The organism is Gordonia sp. Swx-4, assembly GCF_030316175.1.
GTDB classification, from domain to species: Bacteria; Actinomycetota; Actinomycetes; order Mycobacteriales; family Mycobacteriaceae; genus Gordonia; species Gordonia alkanivorans.
This window is the reverse complement of the sequence record NZ_CP128197.1, coordinates 5,033,483-5,052,227: the sequence shown is the minus strand read 5'-3', so window position 1 is coordinate 5,052,227 and position 18,745 is coordinate 5,033,483. Positions and strand designations below refer to the sequence as shown.

Genomic DNA, 18,745 nt, shown 5'->3' with positions numbered 1-18,745 from the left:
CCGGCCCGCATGCCCATTGTGACTTGGCACACATCAGGCGGGGCCGGTTTCGGCGACGGCGCACTCTGTGGAGCCCGCGCCCGCCCGCACGGTTAGGCTGTCCGTATTGCCTGGGGAGGAAACATGGGGATTCGAGGTTGTGCGGTGATGGCGCTGGGCGCGTCGGCCGCGATGATTGCGACGCCCGCGGTGGTGGCGGATGCGGCTGCGCTCACCGTTCGATCGGGAATGGCGATCAGCATCGACGACACGGTCGTCACCTCGAACAGCTGTACGCTCGGCGCGGTGATCTCCCGGACCAAGGCGTTGACCGCGGGGCACTGCGGGGATGTGGGCCGCCCCGTGTTCGACCGCAAGGGGAGCCGGATCGGGACGATCACCGCCAATCGCGTTGCACAACGGCTCGACATCGCGGTCATCGGATTGGCTCCGCGTACCGCGGCGCGTATCGACCCGGTGGATTGGAATGCGAAGTTCGACCGGGGACAGCTGGTCTGGAAGTCGGGGATCACCACGGGTTACGGAACGGGCAAGGTCACCGATCCGGCCGAGGTGCTGCGGACGTCGCACGGCTTCTCGCTCGCACCGCCGTTCCTGACGAGGCACGACTCGTATTCGATTCAGACGAGCCTGCGTTCGGAGTCGGGAGACAGTGGCGCGGGTGTCCGGGACAGCCGGGGCCGGGTCGTCGGCATCCTGTCCTCGGCGACCCTCGAGGGCACGGTCGTCGTCCCGGTATCACGTCTCCCGCGCGCACTCCGGTGACGACAAGGCCGTGCGACAACCGATTCGATGCCGAACTCGGAAACGACGAAGCGCCCCATCTGGCCGGAGCCGGATGAGGCGCTTCGTGAAGTCAGGTGTGCTTAAAGCGCGCTGACGTTGGTTGCCTGCGGGCCCTTCTGGCCCTGCTCCACGTCGAATTCGACGCGCTGGTTCTCTTCGAGGTTGCGGAAGCCGCTACCGGTGATCGAAGAGTAGTGGACGAAAACATCGGCGCCCTGATCGTCGGGTGCGATGAAGCCGAAGCCCTTTTCGCCGTTGAACCACTTGACGGTTCCCTGTGCCATACTGCTGTACTTCTTTCTTCAGTTCAGCAGCCACCAAAACTGATGACCGCCCGCCAAGTGTGGCACAGAAAACCCGTCCTGGGAAACGGGGAGTGCGAAATTCCACAAAACAGGTGCGCAATGGCGGGTTCCGGGTGCCGACTCGGCGCGTTCAACCGCCGATCACGCGGAGCGCTTCACTCAGCTGGTCGGGGTCAGGGGCGTGACGAGCGACCTGAGTGGCTTCGACGTGTCCGACGCCACGTCCGGATCGATCGCGGCCCCCTGTGCCAGCGCCCTTTTGATGGCCATGTGCTCACGAGGATCATTGACGGTGTCGCCGGCGATGAGCACGTCATCGCGGTAGTAGAGCACGGTGAGCCGATCCTCGGCGCCTCGGCGCACGACAAACCGGTCGTGGCCGTCCGAGATTCCGGCGATCTGGATCTTCAGCGCGCCCTGGTTGGACCAGAACCACGGCACTCCCCGCGCCGGGGGTTCCCGGTCGAGCAGGGTGTGGGCGGCGGTCCTGCCCTGTTCGACGGCGTTGTTCACCGACTCCACGGCGAGGAGTTCTCCCGGCCGATGCGGATGCGGTTGTAGGGTGCAGTCGCCGGCCGCCACGACGTACCGGTCACTGGTCCGGGCGTGGTCGTCGACGACGATCCCGGGGCGGCACCGCACGCCCATGAGTGTCGCGAGCTCAGTGGTCGGAACCGCGCCGATCCCGACGACGACGAGGTCCGCCGGGATCGATCGACCGTCGTCGAGGATGACGGAGTCGGCGCGTCCCCCGGTGACGCCGATGGCGGTCACCCCGCGGCTGGTCTCGATCCGGATGCCGGCGGTTTCGTGACTGTGCCGAATAAACGCCGATATGGGCTCGGCCACAACACGTCCCAGGACTCTGTCGGCGGCCTCGATGACCGTCACCGTCGCGCCGCGAGCTCGCGCCGCCGCGGCGACCTCGAGACCCACGAAGCCGCCGCCGACGATGACCACGTCGCGGGCGGTGTCGAGAGCCGCGCGGATGACGTGCGCATCGTCGATGGTGCGTAGTGCCACCACACCTTCGCCGTCGGCGCCGGGTACGGGCAACCGCCGGGGGACGGAGCCGGTGGCCAGGGCGATTCGGTCGAACGCGAGGACAGTGCCGTCGTCGAGGGTCGCGGCGCCGCCGCCGTTGTCGTCGTCACAACGCTCGACCGACGCCACGGAACGGCCGGTGATGAGCCGGATGTCGTTGGCCGCGTAGAACTCCGGCGCACGCAACACCGCCGGCTCATCTCCGTCGACGAGAAATTCCTTGGACAGCGGAGGCCGCTGGTAGGGAGAGAAGGGTTCCGCGCCGACCAGGCAGATCTCGTCGCTGTGGCCCAACTCGCGAAGGGTCACCGCGATGCTGAGACCCGCCTCGCCGCCGCCGACGATCAGGATGCGCCCGCTCACTGCTCGGGTGCGATCGTCAGGACGAGCCCGTCGAGCTCATCGGTCATCCGGATCTGGCATGACAGCCGGCTGCACTCGGTCGCCGGGGTGAGTGCGTCTTCGAGCATCTCCTCCTCGAAGTCCTCGGCCGTGCCGGTGCGGTCGATGTCGCCGGGCTCGACGAACACGTGGCACGTCGCACAGGACAACCCACCCCCGCATTCGCCGATGATGCCGGGTACGCCGAACTTGACAGCCGTCTCCATCGCGGACGCGCCGGCTTTCGCCTCCAGCTGATGCTTGGTGCCGTCGGGGCTGATGAACGTGATGGTGGGCAACGCCAACTCCTCTATCCCTACCTGTTGCGATCTGTCGGTCCGAACTCAGAAGAGTTCGAAGTACTCGCGGTGCTCCCAGTCGGTCACGCCGTTGACGTAGGTCGACTCGTCCGGGTTCTCGGCGACCCAGGCGTCGTACCGGCTGACCTCGCTGCGCTTCATCGTGACCAGGTAGTCGATGAATCCGTCCCCGAAAGCCTTGCGGTAGAATCCGTCCTGCTCGAGCACGTCGATGGCTTCGGCCAGCGAACCCGGCAGCTGGGGAACGTCGGCGCTGTACGGGTCATCGCTGACCGGACCGGGGTCGGTGCGGTTGAGGATGCCGTCGAGACCGGCGGCGGCCTGGGCTGCGATGTAGAGATAGGGGTTGGCCGCGGAGTCCCCGACGCGGTTCTCCACGTGAGAGGCCATGTCCCCCGGGGCGCTGATGACGCGCATCATCGCGGCACGGTTGTCCTGCCCCCAGGCGAGGCGGTCCGGGGCAAGCGAGTACGGCCGACGACGGCGGTAACCGTTGATCGTCGGGGTGGTGAACACCGACGCCGCCGCACCGTGGGCGAGGGTGCCGCCGACGTAGTTGACACCGAGTTCGGAGAGGGGGGTGTCGCCGGTGGGGACCATCAGGTTCGCGCCGGTCTCCTTGTCCGCGACCGACGTGTGCAGGTGCCAGCCGTTGGCGTAGAAGCCCGCGATCGCGGGTGTGCACATGAACGATGCGAGATGGCCGTTGCGCTTGGCGATCTGCTTGGTCGTGGTGCGGAACAATGCTGCCGCGTCGGCGGCTGCCAGCCCGTCGAGGATGTCGAAGGTGGTCTCCATCTGGCTGGGCGCCCACTCGTCGTCGAACGAACGGATCGGCAAGCCCATGTCCGACAGTGCGTTCCGGATCGGACGCAGGATGTCGTCGACCTCGTCGAGGTGGTCGACGAGCAGGTAGTTGTAGCCGCGCGCGACCGGAGCGACTGACGGCGGGTCGGCCGGGGAGCCGGGTGCGCCCAGCGAACATGTGCCCAGCCCGTTGTCGACGACCTTGGTGAGGTACCACTCCATCTCGATGCCGGCGACCAGCTTGTAGCCGTTCGACGCCATCTCGGCCAGCGTGTTCTTCAGGATGGTGCGCGGTGCGAGCGGGAACGGCTTGCCATCGGACATGTAGAGGTCGCAGAAGACCAGGGCCGTCTTCTCGGCCCACGGCAACACGGTGAAGGTGCCGGGGTCGGGGACCATCTTGACGTTCGGGCTGCCGCCGAGGCCGTCGAAGTCGAACCCGCCGTCGGGGCTGAACGGGTTGAACACGATGGCGTTGGCGGTGTCGAAGAAGAACGGGGCCATGGTGATCTCGTTGCCGGCCTTCATCGCGGCCAGGAACGCGGGGACGGTGAGGGCCTTGCCGCGCAGCAGACCGTGCTGGTCGGGCCAGACCACGCGGACGACCTCGATGCCCTCGCGGTTGATGGTGTCGATGGCGTGCTCTGCCGCACGGTGGTCTTCGGGTCGGTACAGGTCGTACTTCTCGACGAACTTCGCTGCGGTCATGAGAACCTCCTGGAGTGGTGACGGGTGGTGCGGATCTGGTCGGGATGGTCGATCGATCAGGGGTGGGCGGGATCTCGTACCGGCACGTCGTCGAGCCAGGTGTCGAGGAGGCGGCGCCCCGGTTGGGGACCGCCGGTCGGGATGGATTCGCGGATGGCGTCGACGTCGACGCCGAACTGTCGGAGTTTGGGTCCCTCGAGGGCGAGTAGGGCGTCGATGCCCGCACCGTCGAGTTCGGGATGGAACTGGATCGCCGTGGACGTTCCGAGGCGCCAGGCCTGGAGGTAACGGTCACTGCGGGCCAGGATCTCCGCGTCCGGCGGAGGGTCCGCCGAATCGGAGTGGAAGGAGAAGAACGTGCCGTTGAGCAACGACTTCGGGTTGGTCGCAATGACATCGATGAAACCGCACTCCAGGCCGCTGTCCCCGGGACGCGATCGCCCACCGAGCGCGTCGGCGAGCAATTGCGAACCGAGACACAGGCCGAGAAGCGGGATCTCGCGTGCATGGACGTCACGAAGGTAGGCGACCTCGTCGGCGAGGTACGGATGGCTCTCGCCGTCATAAGCGCTCTGCGGCCCACCGAGCACGACGAGCGCCTCGACAACGTCGGCGTCGGGTAGCGGATCCCCACGGAAGGGCCCGACCACCGACATCGTCCAGCCGCCGGCGACCGCGGATTCCTCGAGGACTCCGATCGACGGATTGTTCACGTGGGTGATCACGGTGAGCGTACGGGTACTCATGGTTGTGGCCTCGCCTCGATCGGCGTCGACCACGGTTGCCAGTGATCGATCTTGGCGAGGGCGGCGAGGAGTTCCGTCGCCGCAGTCCGGTCGATCGCCACCCAGTCGCTACCGGGGGCCACCCCGTACGGGGTGTAGTCCCAGATGTCGAGGGCGCGCACCGCGGCCACGAGAGGCCGTGAAGCGGCGACCTCGCGCTCGATACGTCCCACCCGTGCGCGCAGCAGTCCCAGCTCGGCGGTCAGCGTGTCGACTGCCTGGGCGAGATCGGCTTGCCCGGCGGCGGACGAGGTTTCGATATCCATGGTCAGAACACCAGGGTCAGGTTCTCGTGATACTGCTCGGAGTCGATGAGGTTGACCGACTTGAGCCGAATCCGCCAGCCGTCGTCGGTCTCGCGCAGCACATGCCCGTACCAGCCGGTGTAGGTCTTCGGGGTGCCCGCGCGCATCTCGTGGACGACGAAGTTGGAGCGCACGTACCGGAGCCCGTCTGGATGGTCGAGACATTCGACGTTGGTGATCAGTCGTCGTGTGCGTGACGGCGGCAGCTGGCTGTAGGCCAGACCGGTCCGCAACCAGTAGACGCGGTCGGTGAGACGACGATGGTCGTCGAAGGCGTGACTGACCTCGCGACGGGGGTCGCCACCACCGGCCGTGACCGGAACCCAGTACAGGCAGTCCCCGGTGAACAGGTCGAGCCAGTCGTTGAACCGGCCACTGTCGATCAGATGGGCCTCGGCGAACAGGAACGACTGCGCGCCATGCCATTCGGTCGGCTGTGAGACCGGCCAGTCGTCGGCCAGGACCTGCCGGAATCGGTCGAGCTCGTCGTACCAGTCGGCGTCGACGTGGTAGGAGAACGACGACGTGTCGGCGTAGGTGTCCGGGAGGCGGTCGAGATTCATCGCTGTGCTCCTCGCATCCGGCGCTGCCACTCCTCGTAGTAGCCGCGCATGTGGATCTCGTCGGTGACCGCGCTGCGGATCACGCCGTCGTGCTCGATGGTCTGCCAGTCGGTGTCGAGGCCGCGGTTCATGAATACCCACTCGGCTTCCGGCGCGGCCAGACCGCGTTGCGCCTCTTCGAAATTGGCCTGGTCGTCGGGTTCGCCGAAAGCGGGGAAGTCCTCTTGGGAGCGCATCCGCATGGTGTTGATCTCGTCGGGGACACCGCCGATCGAGGTGGCATGCCAGGTGAGCTGGGTGCGGTCGACCGCGAGCGGCTCGACGACCTGGATCTGGTTTCCGATGACCAGCAGGTTGGGGAAGATGCTCAGGTTGATCTGCGCACCGATGGCCAGGTCGAGGAGCCGATCGGCGTCGTCACCGTGTTCGGCGCGCACCTTCTCCTCGAACCGCTCGCGGCCCGGCTGGGGGCGCTGATTGGCCCAGAAGCTGCCCGGGCCCTCGTACACGGGACGCTGATCGATGACGCTGTGCCCGTTGCCCAGTGAGTACACCTTCATCGGTCCGTCGTCGGGGGTCTTGCCGAAGTACGACATGTCCTTCGAATCGCCCATACGAGAGGCCATTTCGAGCAGGGATCGGTGGGAGAACGCGGGATGGTAACCGTCGCCGGCATTGTCGAACGCCAGCTTCCAGTTGCCGCGGTAGCCCATCCGGTAGGCCGCGGACTTCACCGCGACCTCACTGGTGGGGGAGCGGTCGATCCAGTAGTCGAGCCAGGGCCGGGCGTGTCCGAGCCACTCGTCGACCGGAGGGGCGTCGGTGTTCATCGTGCCGAAGATGAAGCCGCGGTAGCTCTCGACGCGGGGGACGACGGTGAGGCCGAACCGCTCCTTGTCGAGTTCGCCGTACCCCGACGGCCACGGTGCGCCGACCAGTTCACCGGTGTTCCGGAACGTCCAGCCGTGGTACGGGCACTGGAAGCTCTTCGCGGTGCCCGACTCCTCGCGGCACACCGTCGCCGCACGGTGGGCGCACCGGTTGAAGACCGCGTGCAGGCCACCCTTGCGATCGCGGGTGACGATGACGGGTCGGAGGCCCATGCGGACCGACAGGAACGAGTTGGGGTCGGGTACCTGGGACTCGTGGGCGAGGTACACCCACGACTGACCGCCGAAGACCTTCACCATCTCCTCGTCGAAGACGGCGGGGTCGACGTAAAGCGTGCGGTGGACGCGGTCGTGCTGGATGAGATCGGACCATCGGTCATCGAGGGGGGCGTTCGTCTGCGGTGCATCCCACGTGGTGGTGGGTGCGTGCGACGGGCTGTTCTGCAAGGTCATCGCTGCTTCCTGGTCGAGCTGAACCGGGGGATGCGAGTGACGTTACATCCGTTACGCGGGATTTTGTAGACGTAACATGTAAAACGTTTGTTTCCGGGTATTTGGACTCTTGCCCGTCTAAGATGCGCGGATCGTGGGCGTGGGCAGCGGTCTCGGTCCGTCCCGACCCGACCACGACAACTAGACTTCGCCCATGGCTCAGGGTGCACCGCTGGAGGGGACCGTCGCGCAACGCATCCGTCAGGTACGCGGGTCGTTGGCCCCCGGTGAACTTCGGGTGGTCGCGGCCCTCACCGACGGGTACCCCACCGCAGGTCTCGTTCCCATCGCGCAACTCGCCGCGGAGGCGCAGGTCTCCGCGCCGACGGCGTTGCGCCTGGTGAGCAAACTCGGCTTCCCCGGCTACGGCGCATTCCAGGAGTCCCTGCGCGCGGAGGTTCAGACGCGGTTGTTCTCCCCGGTGACGGTGTACCCGACCGACGATCCCGGCGTCGACCGGGCCGGGCCGGCGGATGACGCCGACCTCGCCGATGCGCTGGCGCTCTACACCGACGGTGTCCGGGCGACCATCAACAATCTGTCGCGGGCCGACCTGGCCGGCGCGGTTGCCGCGCTCGCCGACACCGATCGGCGCGTGATGCTCCTGGGCGGCCGGTTCACCTCGGTGCTGGCCGCCGAGTTACACCAGTATCTCCGGATGCTCCGGTCGGGTGTCGTTCTGGTGCAACCGAATTCGGGCGACCGGATGGCCGCGATGACCGATGTCGACGATCGCACCGTGGCTGTCCTCTTCGACTACCGGCGGTACCAGCAGACCACGATCGAATGGGGACTGCGCGCTGCCGAGCGCGGCGCGGAACTCGTGTTGATCACCGACGTCTACCTGTCACCGCTGGCGTCGCAGGCCGCGTCGGTCCTGACGACCAGTCACACCGGTCCGGGCCCCTTCGATTCCATGGCGCACGGCTTCGTCCTCGCCGAGCTGCTGGTCTCGCTGGTGACGAAAGAGCTCGGGGAGCCGGCGCGGAACCGACTCGCCGACTTCGAGGAGATGCAGCTCGCCGAGGAACGGCAGCGTCGCCTTCCGCGTAAGGGTTGACGCATCGGAGCAGGTCAGGGGTGGTCAGGAATATCCCCCGCCTCCGCGTGCCTTGAACCTGAACATGGTCGTGCGAGTCCGGGCCCGCGTGTCGGATGACCGGCGACCCGCCTGTCGAGGTAGGCCCTCGTCTCGCTGCAACGAAAGGACAGATCGCGTATGACAGTCCCCAACATCACGCTCAACAACGGCATCACCATCCCGCAGTTGGGATTTGGCGTGTTCCAGGTTCCGCCGGAGGACACCAGGGCCGCGACGCTGACCGCTTTCGAGGTCGGCTACCGGCACATCGACACCGCCGAGATGTACGGCAACGAGAAGGGCGTCGGCGAGGCGCTGCGCGAGTCAGGCCTCGCCCGCGACGAAGTCTTCATCACCAGCAAGCTCAACAACGGCTTCCACGACTTCGACGACGCGCTCAAGGCGCTCGACCGGACCAATGCCGATCTCGGCGTCGACCAGGTCGACCTGTTCCTGATCCACTGGCCATTGCCCGAGGTGGGCGACTACGTCCAGACCTGGAAGGCGCTGGAGAAGGCCTACGCCGACGGCAAGGCACGTGCCATCGGTGTCTCGAACTTCCAGCAGGCGCACCTGCGGCGCCTGTTCGACGAAACCGACGTGGTTCCGGCCGTGAACCAGATCGAGGTCCATCCGTACCTGTCGCAGAATCCTCTGCGGGCCTTCAATTTCGAGCACGGTATCGCCACCGAGGCATGGTCACCCATTGCGCAGGGCAAGGTCGTCGACGACCCGGTGATCACGAAGATCGCGGAGGCCAAGGGACGTTCGGCCGCCCAGGTCACGCTCCGGTGGCACATCCAGCGCGGCGACATCGTTTTCCCCAAGTCGGTGACGCGCGCCCGCGTCGAGGAGAACTTCGCGCTCTTCGACTTCGAGCTGTCCGACGACGAGGTCTCAGCGATCGAGGGCCTCAACGCCGATGAGCGCATCGGCCCCGATCCGGACACGTTCAACTACATCCCCTGACCTGACCTGTCGGGGCGCTAGCGGGCGGACCACCCGAACAGGTGGCCCGCCCGTTTTCTGCCTCCTCCTCAGTGGCCGGCTCGTCTGGTCAGCGAGGCACGCAACTGGCTGAACCGGAAGAGCGCGGGTTCGCCGACCGTCAACTGGTATCTCTCGATCACCTCGGCGACGAACCGGTCGGTCTCCGAGTCGGGGAGCCGGTTCGTCCAGTCCGGGGAGCCGACGGTGAACCAGGCGTGGAAGTCCTCGACGGAATCGAACGTCCAGGACAGGTTCTTCACCGTCAGGTCGTCGACGGTGAAGCCGGCCGCGGTGGCGAGTTCACCGAAACGGGCGGGCTCCACATGTTCGTACGGCGCGTCGAATGCCTCGAAACTTCCGGCCCACTGCGGATCGGTCGCGACCTGCATGGCGACGTCCTCGATGCTCGGCCGGTCGGTCGCGCAGACCATCTGCAGCACCGCGCGCCCGCCGTCGACGAGGCTTCGCGCAATCTGCCGCAACGCCTCTCCCTGGTCGTGCACCCAGTGCAGGGCGTTGAAGGAGACCGCGATGTCGAAGTCCTGGTCGAATGGCAAGGCCAGCACGTCGTCGACGTGGAACTGAACACGCAGCGTGTCGAATGGCACCCGCGCCAGGGCACGGTCGATCATCCGGTGGGAGGCGTCGACGCCGACCACCGATCCCTCGGGCAATCGCTCCGCCAGCAGCATCGTGATGAACCCGTCCCCGCAGCCGACGTCGAGCAGACGTTCGTTCCCGATGAGCGCGAGACCGGAGATCGACTCCTCGGCGACCATGCGTTGGAGCCCACTCACCTTCGCGTACCGTGCACCATCCCAGTCGGCCATCGCTTCTCCCGCCGTCGGAGCATCGGCCTCCATGGTCCACCGCTCCAGGCGGGTGCGGGCGGGTTCGCCTGAAACCGGGGCGCCCCTCTGCTGCCGGGTTGTGTCGCCCTCTTTCGGATCAGCGAGCGGAGGCGGCGACTGCGCCCGCGATCTCGCGGTAGCGTGCGTACACCTCAGGGGTGGCTGTTGCGGTGAGTGTTTCGCGAGCCGCCTTCCACTCCGGCAGTTCGCCGGCGAACGCCCAGGCAGCCTGGCGTGCTGCGCCGAGTGCCACGTGTTCACCGTCCGCGGGGACCTCGACCTCGCCGCCGAAGAGTGCCGGCGCGATAGCCCGCACCGCAGCCGATTTCGCACCGCCCCCGGTGAGGAGGACGCGGTCGACGCGCACTCCCTGGTCCTCGATCTTCTCCCGGCAGTACACGACGGACGAGATGAGCCCCTCGACCGCGGCGCGGGCGATCGACGACGGACCGAAGTTGGCTGCGGTGATGCCGGTGAGGGTCCCGGTGGCGTTCGGGAGGTTGGGGGAGCGTTCGCCCGCGAACCAGGGCACCATCGTCAACCCTCCGGCGCCCGGTTCGGCGGAGATGGCGAGCCGTGCGAACTCGTCGAGGTCGACACCGAGCATCTTCGCCGTCGAGGCCAGTACCGGCGCACCGTTGAGGGTGCAGACCAACGGCAGGTGCCGGCCGGTCGCGTCGGCGAAACCGGCGACCAGGCCGTCGGGGTCGTTGGGGGCGGTGTTCGAGACGGCACACACCACGCCCGACGTCCCGAGCGACACCACCGCGTCCCCGCGTCGGGCATGGAGTCCGAGGGCTGCTGCTGCGTTGTCTCCGGCCCCCGCACCCACGACCGTCCCGTCCGAGGTGGTTCCTGCGCGATCGCCTGCTCCGACGACGGTCGGCAGGTGCGGGCTCCGCCCGCGAAAAGCCAGTTCCAGCAGATCTTTGCGGTACTCGCCGGAGGCCGCGCCGAAGTAACCGGTGCCCGACGCGTCGCTGCGGTCGGTGGTCAGCTCGGTGATGTCGGCGCTGCCACGAAGCCGCCAGGTGAGCCAGTCGTGGGGAAGGCACACTGCGGCAGTGGCATCGGCGTCCCGGGGTTCGTTGTCGGCGAGCCAGCGCAGCTTGGCCGCGGTGATGGCGGCAACCGGGACCACGCCCACGGCCTCCGCCCATGCTCCCGGACCGCCGAGGTCGTCGACGAGATCGGTGGCGCTCGACGCCGAACGAACATCGTTCCACAACAAGGCATCTCGTACCACCTGCCCGGAGATGTCGAGACACACCATCCCGTGTTGCTGTCCCGCGACCGACACCGCGGCCACGTCGTCGAATCCGCCGGCCCCGGAGATGGCGTTGCACAGGGCATCCCACCACCGGTCGGGGTGTATCTCGGTACCGGCCGGGTGCGGTGCGCTCGCCGACCGGACGACGGTCCCGGTCTCGGCGTCGCAGATGACGACCTTGCACGACTGGGTGGATGAGTCGATCCCGGCTACCAGGGTCATGACAGCAGCTCGGTGAGTGTGGCGCGTGCGCCCTTGGTACGCAGGCAATCCAGCGTGGCCAGGTACGGCGTCGTGAATCCCTCCTCTTCGGCGAGGGTCCCGAACAAGTCGGGATCGGCGACGAACGCCAGTGGATCGGTGCGCGAGCGCTTGGCCCGCGGCACGAGCTCCGCGGCCAGGGGATCGACGACGTCGATGGGGTCACCCTGTTCGTCGGTGCCCTCGGCGTATCGGGTCCAGCTCGCGACGACGGCCGCGGCCAGTTCACTACGCTGCCCGGATGCCAGACGTTCGCGGATCACCGGCAGCAACCACTTCGGGATGCGGTCCGACGAGTCCTGGCACAGCCGCGCGATCGTGTCGGCGATCGCCGGGTTGGCGAAGCGCTCGAGCAAGGTGTCGATGTAGGACTCGACGTCAACGCCGGGCATCGCCTGTAGCGTCGTCCTGCCCTCTTCGATCATGTAGCGCCGCAGCAGGGTTCGGATGTCCGCATCCGACGCGGCGTCGTGGACATAGCGGTAGCCGAGCAGATATCCGAAGTAGCACAGGGCCTGATGGCCGGCGTTGAGCAACCGCAGCTTCATCAGCTCGTAGGGGATCACGTCGTCGACGACCTGTACGCCCACTGTTTCGAGGGCCGGGCGGCCCATCGAGAAGTCGTCTTCGAGCACCCATTGGGTGAAGGGTTCGGCGACCACCGGCCACGCGTCGGCGATCCCGGTGCGTGCGGCGACCTCGTCGGCGAGGTCGGGAGGCGTAGCGGGAGTGATGCGATCGACCATCGAGTTGGGGAAGCGGGTGTTCGTCTCGATCCAGTCGGCGAGGCCCTCGTCGCGGAGCCGTGCGTAGGCGAGGAACGTCGACCGGGCCATGTGTCCGTTGCCCTGAATGTTGTCGCAGGACATCACGGTGAACGACGGAATTCCGCGTTCGCGGCGTCGGGCGAGTGCTTCGGTGACCAGGCCGAAGACCGTGCCCGGCGGTGCCGAGCCCTCGAGGTCCGCGACGATGTCGGGGTTAGTGGCGTCGAGTTCGCCGGTCGCGGGGGAGAAGTTGTACCCACCCTCGGTAACGGTCAGCGACACGATTCGGGTGGCCGGATCGCTGAGGCGTTCCAGGACTGCCTCGGGATCGTCGGGCGCGAAGAGGTATTCGACGATCGACCCGATCACGGCGGTCTCGGTGTCACCGTTCGGATGCTTCAGGGTGAGCGTGAACAGGCCGTCCTGGGGGACGAGCGCATCGCGCATCGCGGAATCTGCCGGCCGCACCCCGACACCACAGATACCCCACTCCTTCGCGGCGGGATCCGCTGCGAGCAGTCGATCGAGATACATGGCCTGGTGCGCGCGGTGGAACGCGCCGACTCCGAAGTGCACGATGCCGGGCGTGACGGCGGTGCGGTCGTACGCGGGAACGGCGGCCCCGTCGATGCGGGTCAACGATTCGGCGTTCAGCGGGGTGCTCATCGGCGAGCCTCTCCTGTCTGTTGGTCGGCGGCGCGCCACTCCGAGATGCCGGGATAGACGACGGCCTTGATGTTCCCGGGCCGGAGGTCGGCGTTGAGGGCGTCGGTGAGCTCGTCGAGACCGAACCGTGCAGTGACCATGGCGTCGAGGTCAACGGCGCCGGTCCGGACAAGGGCAAGGGCGGTCGGCCAGGTGTTGGAATACCGGAAGACGCCGGTCACCACGAGCTCTCGGTTCTGGATCAGCGTGACCGGTAGTTCCATTGTGTCCGAACCCATTCCGACGAGTACGACGTGACCGCCGGGTCGGACCCGGGTCATTCCGTCCCGGACGGCGGCAGCAACGCCGCTCGCGTCGACGAAGGCATCGACCGGGTCGGTGTCCTCGCCGGGCGCGATAGCATGCGAGGCACCGAAGTCGGTTGCGCGTTGGCGCCGCTGCTCGTCGGGTTCACTGATCACGATGCGTGCCAGACCCGACGCGCGGGCGACCTGGGCGATCATCAACCCGATCGGTCCGGCGCCCGCGATGAGGATCGAGTCGCCGGCCGCGACCGCCGCCTTGCGGAGTGCGGCGATGCCCACGCACAGCGGTTCGAACAGGGCCGCGGCCTCGTCGGAGACCTCCGGCGGTACCGGATGCGCGAAATCGGCTCCGATGGTGACGTATTCGGCGAAGGCGCCGTCGATCGGCGGCGTCGCGTAGAACTCCATGTGCGGACACAGGTGGTAGTCGCCGCGTTTGGTCTCGGCGGTGGTCGGGTCGGGTCGTTGCGGCTCGATGGACACGCGTTCGCCGACACGGTTCGGGCTGACTCCGTCGCCGACCGCCACGATCACCCCGGACGCCTCATGACCGAGAACGAGCGGTGCGTCCACGACGTGGTCCCCGATGCGTCCATGGCGCAGGTAGTGGGTGTCGGAGCCGCAGACGCCGACTGTCCGCACCTCGACCAGCACATCTCCGCGGGCGAGCCGCGGTGACCTGCGGGTTTCGGTGCCGACTGAGAGGTCCGGGTGCAGAACGCCGGCCCGCATCACCTGTGGAGCGCCCGGAACGTTCGTATCGGTTGTTGCGTGGGTCACACCAGGATGTTAGCTTACTGAGCATATTCACCGCTAGTGAGCATCTGCTCACAAGAGAACCGGAGTAGGCCATCGATGGCACCTCGTAAGCAGTCGGTCGACACCGCCGACGACCAACAGGGTTCGTCGGGACGGGCGGCGGGGCCGCGCGGCACCGACGCCGGCCAGGATCTGCGCTTGCTGGTCCGCGCCGCGACGATGTACCACCTCGAAGGCCTGACCCAGGCGGAGATCGCCGCCCGCCTCGGAGTCTCCCGACCCACGGCCGGCCGCCTGGTTGCCCGCGCCCGCGCGCAGGGACTCGTCCACGTCTCGGTCTCGGCGCCGCCGCATCTGTCGTCGTCGATCCACACCGAGCTCGAACGCGCGGTCGAGGAGACGTTCGGTCTGGACGAGGTCCTGGTGATCGACGAGGTCGCCGACGGATCGACCACCGGCAACGCTGCACTGGGGCGGGCCGGGGCGTCGGTTCTGACCCGACGTATCCAGGCCGCGGACACCTTCGGGTTCACCTGGGGGCCCGAGCAGGTCGCGGTCGCCGACGCCATGGGAGCCGCAGCCTCCTGTCAGCGGGTTGTGCAGATGGACGGTTCGATGACGTCGGTGGAGTACCACACGGGTGTCGACCACGCCCTGTCGCGTTTCTCCGAACGCCTGCACGCCCGGCCTCTGCGCCTGGTCGCGCCGCTCTACGTCGATCCCGAGACGGTCACCGCCGTCAACCGCGATTCGATTCTTTCGCAATCGCTCTCGGCCGCCCGCGGTGCGCAGGTCATGCTCTTCGGCGTCGGTTCGGTCTCGACCTCGACCACCCTCTTCGAAGGCGCTTTCATCGACGCGATCGTGCTCGACGAACTCGTCGAACTGGGCGCGGTCGGCGAGATCGGCGGCCGGTTCTACGACGCAGACGGAAACGCGGTGGCATCGAGCCTCGTCGACCGGACCGTCTCGGTCTCCCTCGACGCGGTCCGCGCCTGCCCCACCTCGATCCTGGTCTCCGGTGGTGAGCACCGGCGGGAGTCCATCCTCGGTGCTCTCCGCGGTGGTTACGCCACCATCTTGGTCACCGACGTCCCCACGGCGGAATGGCTTGTGTTGCAAGAGAAAGGTGAACAATGAAGTTCTCCCGACCCCGGATGTTCGGCGCCCTGGTGGCGACCGTGACGCTGGTGATGACCGGCTGTTCCGGCGCCGGTTCCCTCACCGGTGGAGGCGGGCGCGAGATCACCGTCGCGATGGTCTCCAACTCCCAGATGCAGGACGCGGTCGCGCTGTCCGACCAGTTCGAAGAGCAGAACCCCGGCGTCTCGGTGAAGTTCGTGACACTCTCGGAGAACGAGGCGCGAGCCAAGATCACCGCGTCGGTCGCCACCGGCGGCGGCGAGTTCGACGTCGTGATGATCAGCAACTACGAGACCCCGATGTGGGGCGAGTACGGCTGGCTGGTCAACTTGAGCCCGTACATGGACGCTGATCCGGAGTACGACGCCGACGACTTCATCCCGACGCTGAAAACCGCTCTGTCACACGATGGGTCGATGTACTCGGCGCCGTTCTACGGTGAGTCGTCGTTTCTGATGTACAACAAGAAGCTCTTCGAGCAGGCCGGGGTCACGCTCCGAGCGAATCCGACCTGGCCCGAGGTGGCGGAGGTCGCGAAGAAGCTCGACAACGAGCGCACTGCGGGGATCTGCCTGCGCGGCAAGCCCGGCTGGGGTGAGGTGCTCGCTCCGCTCAACACCGTCATCAACGCCTTCGGCGGCCGTTGGTACGACGAGGATTGGAACGCACAGCTCGACAGCCCGGAAGTCGAGGCGGCCGTGCAGTTCTACGTCGACACCGTCCGTAACCACGGTGAGGCCGGCGCGTCGTCGTCGGGCTTCCAGGAGTGCGGAAATCTCCTGTCCCAGGGGCAGGTTGCCATGTGGTACGACGCGACGTCGGCGGTCTCGGTCCTCGAGAGTCCGGAGACCTCGTCGATCGCCGGCGACGTCGGCTACCTCCCCGCACCGAGCATGGCCAAGCAGGACAACGGTTGGCTCTACACCTGGTCGCTCGGCATCCCCACCAGCAGCAAGCACCCGGACGAGGCGTGGTCGTTCATCCGCTGGATGACGAGCAAGAGCTACATCGAATACGTGTCGGAGAAGCTCGGACCCAGCCACGTTCCGCCGGGTAGCCGGCTGTCGACGTACGAATTGCCTGCGTACAAGGAACTCGCGAAGCCGTTCGCCGAGCAGACATTGACCTCGATGCAGGCCGCGAACCAGCTGAAGCCCACTCTGCAGCCGGTGCCCTACACCGGGGTGCAGTTCCTCGCGATCCCTGAGTTCCAGGATCTCGGTACCCGTGTCAGCCAACAGATCTCGGCAGCCATCGCCGGACAGATCAGCGTCAAGGACGCGTTGGCCCAGTCCCAGGAGTATGCCGAGGTCGTCGGCAAGTCCTACCAGAGGGAGCAGTGATCATGGCCACCGCAGTCTCGACGCGCTCGCCCGAGGAATCCTCGCCCGAGCGGACACCACTGACGTCATCCCGCGACCGCATCTCGCGGGCGGAGGGGTGGCGGCGACGCGGACCCCTGCTGCCGGCCCTGATCTTCATGATCGTGGTCACGCAGGTCCCGTTCGTGTTCACCCTGTACTACTCCACCCAGTCGTGGAACCTCGTCCGTCCCGACTCCCGGGCGTTCGTCGGCCTCGACAACTACGTCGCGGTCTTCGGTGACAGCCAGTTCTGGCGGGTCACGGTCAACACGATCCTGCTGATCGTCGGCACCGTGCTGATCTCGGTGATCCTCGGACTGATCTTCGCGCTGCTTCTCGACCGGAAATTCTTGGGACGCGGCGTGGTTCGGACCCTGCTGATCACCCCGTTCCTGGTGACACCGGTGGCGGCGGCACTGCTGTGGAAGACCAGCCTGCTGTCGCCCACCAACGGCTTGGTCAACTGGATGCTGAGCCCGTTCGGCGTCAAGGTCGACTGGCTCTCGGAGTTCCCCCTGATGAGCGTCATGGCCGAATTGGTCTGGCAGTGGACGCCGTTCATGATGCTGCTCATCCTTGCCGGACTCCAGTCGATGCCCCGCGACGTCCAGGAGGCCGCCCGCGTCGACGGTGCGACGAGCTTCCGGCTGTTCCGTGAGCTGACGCTGCCGCACCTGCGGCGGTTCATCGAACTCGGCGCCGTGCTCGGCGCGATCTACCTGGTCAACACCTTCGACGCGGTGTACATGATGACCTCGGGTGGCCCGGGAGTCTCGAGTTCGAACCTCTCGTACTACATCTACCAACGCGCCTTCCTCGGCTTCGACATCGGTCAGGCCGCCGCGATGGGTGTCGTGACGGTGGTCGGCACGATCGTGGTCGCCACGCTGGCGCTGCGTCTGATCTTCAAATCATTCTCCGGAACAGAGGAGCCGGCCTGATGAGCACCGACATCCGCCCCGACCGCACTGCGACCGAACCCGCAGAACAGCGCCCCGGCAGGGAGATCCGACGACGCCGCAACCCCCGAGGGGGTCTGTTGACCGCGGTCACCTGGATCATCGCGATCGGATTCTTCTTCCCCGTCCTGTGGATGGTCCTGACCGCGTTCAAGCAGGAGAGCGACGCGGCCACCAACCCGCCGACCTTCTTCTTCGAACCGACGCTGCAACAGTTCCGCGACGTCTTCGACGCGGGAATCGCGACACCGCTGCTCAATTCGCTGTTCGCGACCATCGTCTCCACCATCCTGGTGCTGCTGCTCGGCGTACCCGCCGCATTCGCCCTGTCACTGCGGCCGGTGCGAAAGACCAAGGACGCCTTGTTCTTCTTCATCAGCACCAAGATGCTGCCGATCGTCGCGGCGATCATCCCGCTGTACGTGATCGTCGGCGAGATCGGCATGCTCGACAACATCTGGACTCTGGTGATCCTCTACACCGCGATGAACCTCCCGATCGCCGTGTGGATGATGAGGTCCTTCTTCCTCGAGGTCCCCGGCGAACTGCTCGAGGCCGCCAGCATCGACGGCGCGAGCCTGTGGACCTCGGTGCGGGAGGTCATCCTTCCGCTGATCTCGCCCGGGATCGCCGCCACCGCCCTGATCTGCGTGATCTTCTCGTGGAACGAATTCTTCTTCGCCGTCAACATGACCGCGGTCAACGCGCAGACGATGCCGGTGTTCCTGACCGGCTTCATGTCCGGGCAGGGCCTCTACTGGGCGCAGCTGTCGGCAGCGTCCGTCCTCGCCGCACTGCCGGTCGTCATCTGCGGTTGGATCGCCCAGAACAAGCTGGTCCGCGGGCTCTCGTTCGGCGCGATCAAGTGAAGCGGAGGTCGCGTGCCGCGGCACCAGTCCCAGCTCGGCGCCATCAAATGACCGCCCGCACCCACCGACTCGAA

General features: G+C 66.8%; 19 protein-coding genes. 7 read left to right on the top strand and 12 right to left on the bottom strand.

All coding sequences use genetic code 11. The annotated features are described in order from the left end of the window. Positions 1–123 precede the first annotated feature (123 nt). Positions 124–765 (top strand): trypsin-like peptidase domain-containing protein, encoded by a 642-nt coding sequence (locus PWF70_RS22880; RefSeq protein ID WP_035754005.1) that lies wholly within the window; start codon positions 124–126, stop codon positions 763–765. A gap of 101 nt (positions 766–866) precedes the next feature. Here the strand turns inward: PWF70_RS22880 and PWF70_RS22875 are convergent, their stop codons facing one another. From PWF70_RS22875 to PWF70_RS22840, 8 genes are all read right to left on the bottom strand, one after another. Beyond that, entirely contained in the window at positions 867–1,070 is a 204-nt protein-coding gene (locus PWF70_RS22875; RefSeq protein ID WP_005193773.1) for a cold-shock protein, read from the bottom strand. Between the two features lie 180 nt (positions 1,071–1,250). Next, positions 1,251–2,498 carry an NAD(P)/FAD-dependent oxidoreductase gene (locus PWF70_RS22870; protein ID WP_286352781.1) on the bottom strand — a complete coding sequence of 416 codons (1,248 nt, stop codon included), beginning with the start codon at positions 2,496–2,498 and terminating at the stop codon, positions 1,251–1,253. Next, positions 2,495–2,815, bottom strand: coding sequence for a 2Fe-2S iron-sulfur cluster-binding protein (locus PWF70_RS22865; RefSeq protein WP_035754009.1), 321 nt, complete (start codon positions 2,813–2,815; stop codon positions 2,495–2,497). Before PWF70_RS22865 ends, PWF70_RS22870 begins: the two co-directional genes overlap by 4 nt. 45 nt (positions 2,816–2,860) lie before the next feature. Continuing rightward, positions 2,861–4,351 carry a glutamine synthetase family protein gene (locus PWF70_RS22860; RefSeq protein ID WP_006357781.1) on the bottom strand — a complete coding sequence of 497 codons (1,491 nt, stop codon included), beginning with the start codon at positions 4,349–4,351 and terminating at the stop codon, positions 2,861–2,863. A gap of 56 nt (positions 4,352–4,407) precedes the next feature. Continuing rightward, a complete protein-coding gene (locus tag PWF70_RS22855; protein WP_035754011.1) occupies positions 4,408–5,097 on the bottom strand; it encodes a type 1 glutamine amidotransferase in 690 nt (229 codons plus the stop codon). Further along, positions 5,094–5,402, bottom strand: coding sequence for a hypothetical protein (locus tag PWF70_RS22850; RefSeq protein WP_035754013.1), 309 nt, complete (start codon positions 5,400–5,402; stop codon positions 5,094–5,096). The genes PWF70_RS22855 and PWF70_RS22850 overlap by 4 nt, the downstream gene beginning before the upstream one ends. Before the next feature lie 2 nt (positions 5,403–5,404). After that, positions 5,405–6,004: an aromatic-ring-hydroxylating dioxygenase subunit beta gene (locus PWF70_RS22845; protein ID WP_042376001.1), complete on the bottom strand. Its 600-nt coding sequence runs from the start codon at positions 6,002–6,004 to the stop codon at positions 5,405–5,407. Then, complete coding sequence (locus PWF70_RS22840) at positions 6,001–7,347, bottom strand: aromatic ring-hydroxylating oxygenase subunit alpha (protein WP_035754015.1); 1,347 nt, start codon at positions 7,345–7,347, stop codon at positions 6,001–6,003. The genes PWF70_RS22845 and PWF70_RS22840 overlap by 4 nt, the downstream gene beginning before the upstream one ends. Positions 7,348–7,540: 193 nt before the next feature. Between PWF70_RS22840 and PWF70_RS22835 the strand changes: the two genes are divergently transcribed. Both PWF70_RS22835 and PWF70_RS22830 read left to right on the top strand, forming a co-directional pair. Continuing rightward, entirely contained in the window at positions 7,541–8,446 is a 906-nt protein-coding gene (locus PWF70_RS22835) for a MurR/RpiR family transcriptional regulator (protein ID WP_006357776.1), read from the top strand. A 159-nt stretch (positions 8,447–8,605) separates the two neighbouring features. Beyond that, positions 8,606–9,436: an aldo/keto reductase gene (locus PWF70_RS22830; protein WP_035754016.1), complete on the top strand. Its 831-nt coding sequence runs from the start codon at positions 8,606–8,608 to the stop codon at positions 9,434–9,436. A 68-nt stretch (positions 9,437–9,504) separates the two neighbouring features. Here the strand turns inward: PWF70_RS22830 and PWF70_RS22825 are convergent, their stop codons facing one another. From PWF70_RS22825 to PWF70_RS22810, 4 genes are all read right to left on the bottom strand, one after another. Beyond that, positions 9,505–10,287, bottom strand: a complete 783-nt coding sequence (locus PWF70_RS22825) for a class I SAM-dependent methyltransferase (protein ID WP_042376000.1) — start codon at positions 10,285–10,287, stop codon at positions 9,505–9,507. Positions 10,288–10,405: 118 nt separating this feature from the next. Then, complete coding sequence (locus PWF70_RS22820; RefSeq protein ID WP_035754017.1) at positions 10,406–11,800, bottom strand: FGGY family carbohydrate kinase; 1,395 nt, start codon at positions 11,798–11,800, stop codon at positions 10,406–10,408. Further along, positions 11,797–13,272 (bottom strand): mannitol dehydrogenase family protein, encoded by a 1,476-nt coding sequence (locus tag PWF70_RS22815; protein WP_042375999.1) that lies wholly within the window; start codon positions 13,270–13,272, stop codon positions 11,797–11,799. The genes PWF70_RS22820 and PWF70_RS22815 overlap by 4 nt, the downstream gene beginning before the upstream one ends. After that, positions 13,269–14,309: an NAD(P)-dependent alcohol dehydrogenase gene (locus PWF70_RS22810; RefSeq protein ID WP_042375998.1), complete on the bottom strand. Its 1,041-nt coding sequence runs from the start codon at positions 14,307–14,309 to the stop codon at positions 13,269–13,271. The genes PWF70_RS22815 and PWF70_RS22810 overlap by 4 nt, the downstream gene beginning before the upstream one ends. A gap of 123 nt (positions 14,310–14,432) precedes the next feature. Between PWF70_RS22810 and PWF70_RS22805 the strand changes: the two genes are divergently transcribed. Genes PWF70_RS22805 through PWF70_RS22790 form a run of 4 tightly spaced genes read left to right on the top strand, consistent with a single transcriptional unit; the run spans position 14,433 to position 18,671 of the window. Beyond that, the gene (locus tag PWF70_RS22805; protein WP_035754019.1) at positions 14,433–15,476 is read left to right on the top strand and encodes a sugar-binding transcriptional regulator; all 1,044 of its coding nucleotides are present in this window, start codon (positions 14,433–14,435) and stop codon (positions 15,474–15,476) included. Beyond that, positions 15,473–16,822 carry an ABC transporter substrate-binding protein gene (locus PWF70_RS22800; protein ID WP_081724847.1) on the top strand — a complete coding sequence of 450 codons (1,350 nt, stop codon included), beginning with the start codon at positions 15,473–15,475 and terminating at the stop codon, positions 16,820–16,822. Before PWF70_RS22805 ends, PWF70_RS22800 begins: the two co-directional genes overlap by 4 nt. A 2-nt stretch (positions 16,823–16,824) precedes the next feature. Further along, the gene (locus PWF70_RS22795) at positions 16,825–17,784 is read left to right on the top strand and encodes a carbohydrate ABC transporter permease (RefSeq protein WP_035754057.1); all 960 of its coding nucleotides are present in this window, start codon (positions 16,825–16,827) and stop codon (positions 17,782–17,784) included. After that, positions 17,784–18,671 (top strand): carbohydrate ABC transporter permease, encoded by an 888-nt coding sequence (locus PWF70_RS22790; protein WP_035754021.1) that lies wholly within the window; start codon positions 17,784–17,786, stop codon positions 18,669–18,671. The genes PWF70_RS22795 and PWF70_RS22790 overlap by 1 nt, the downstream gene beginning before the upstream one ends. Positions 18,672–18,745 lie beyond the last annotated feature (74 nt).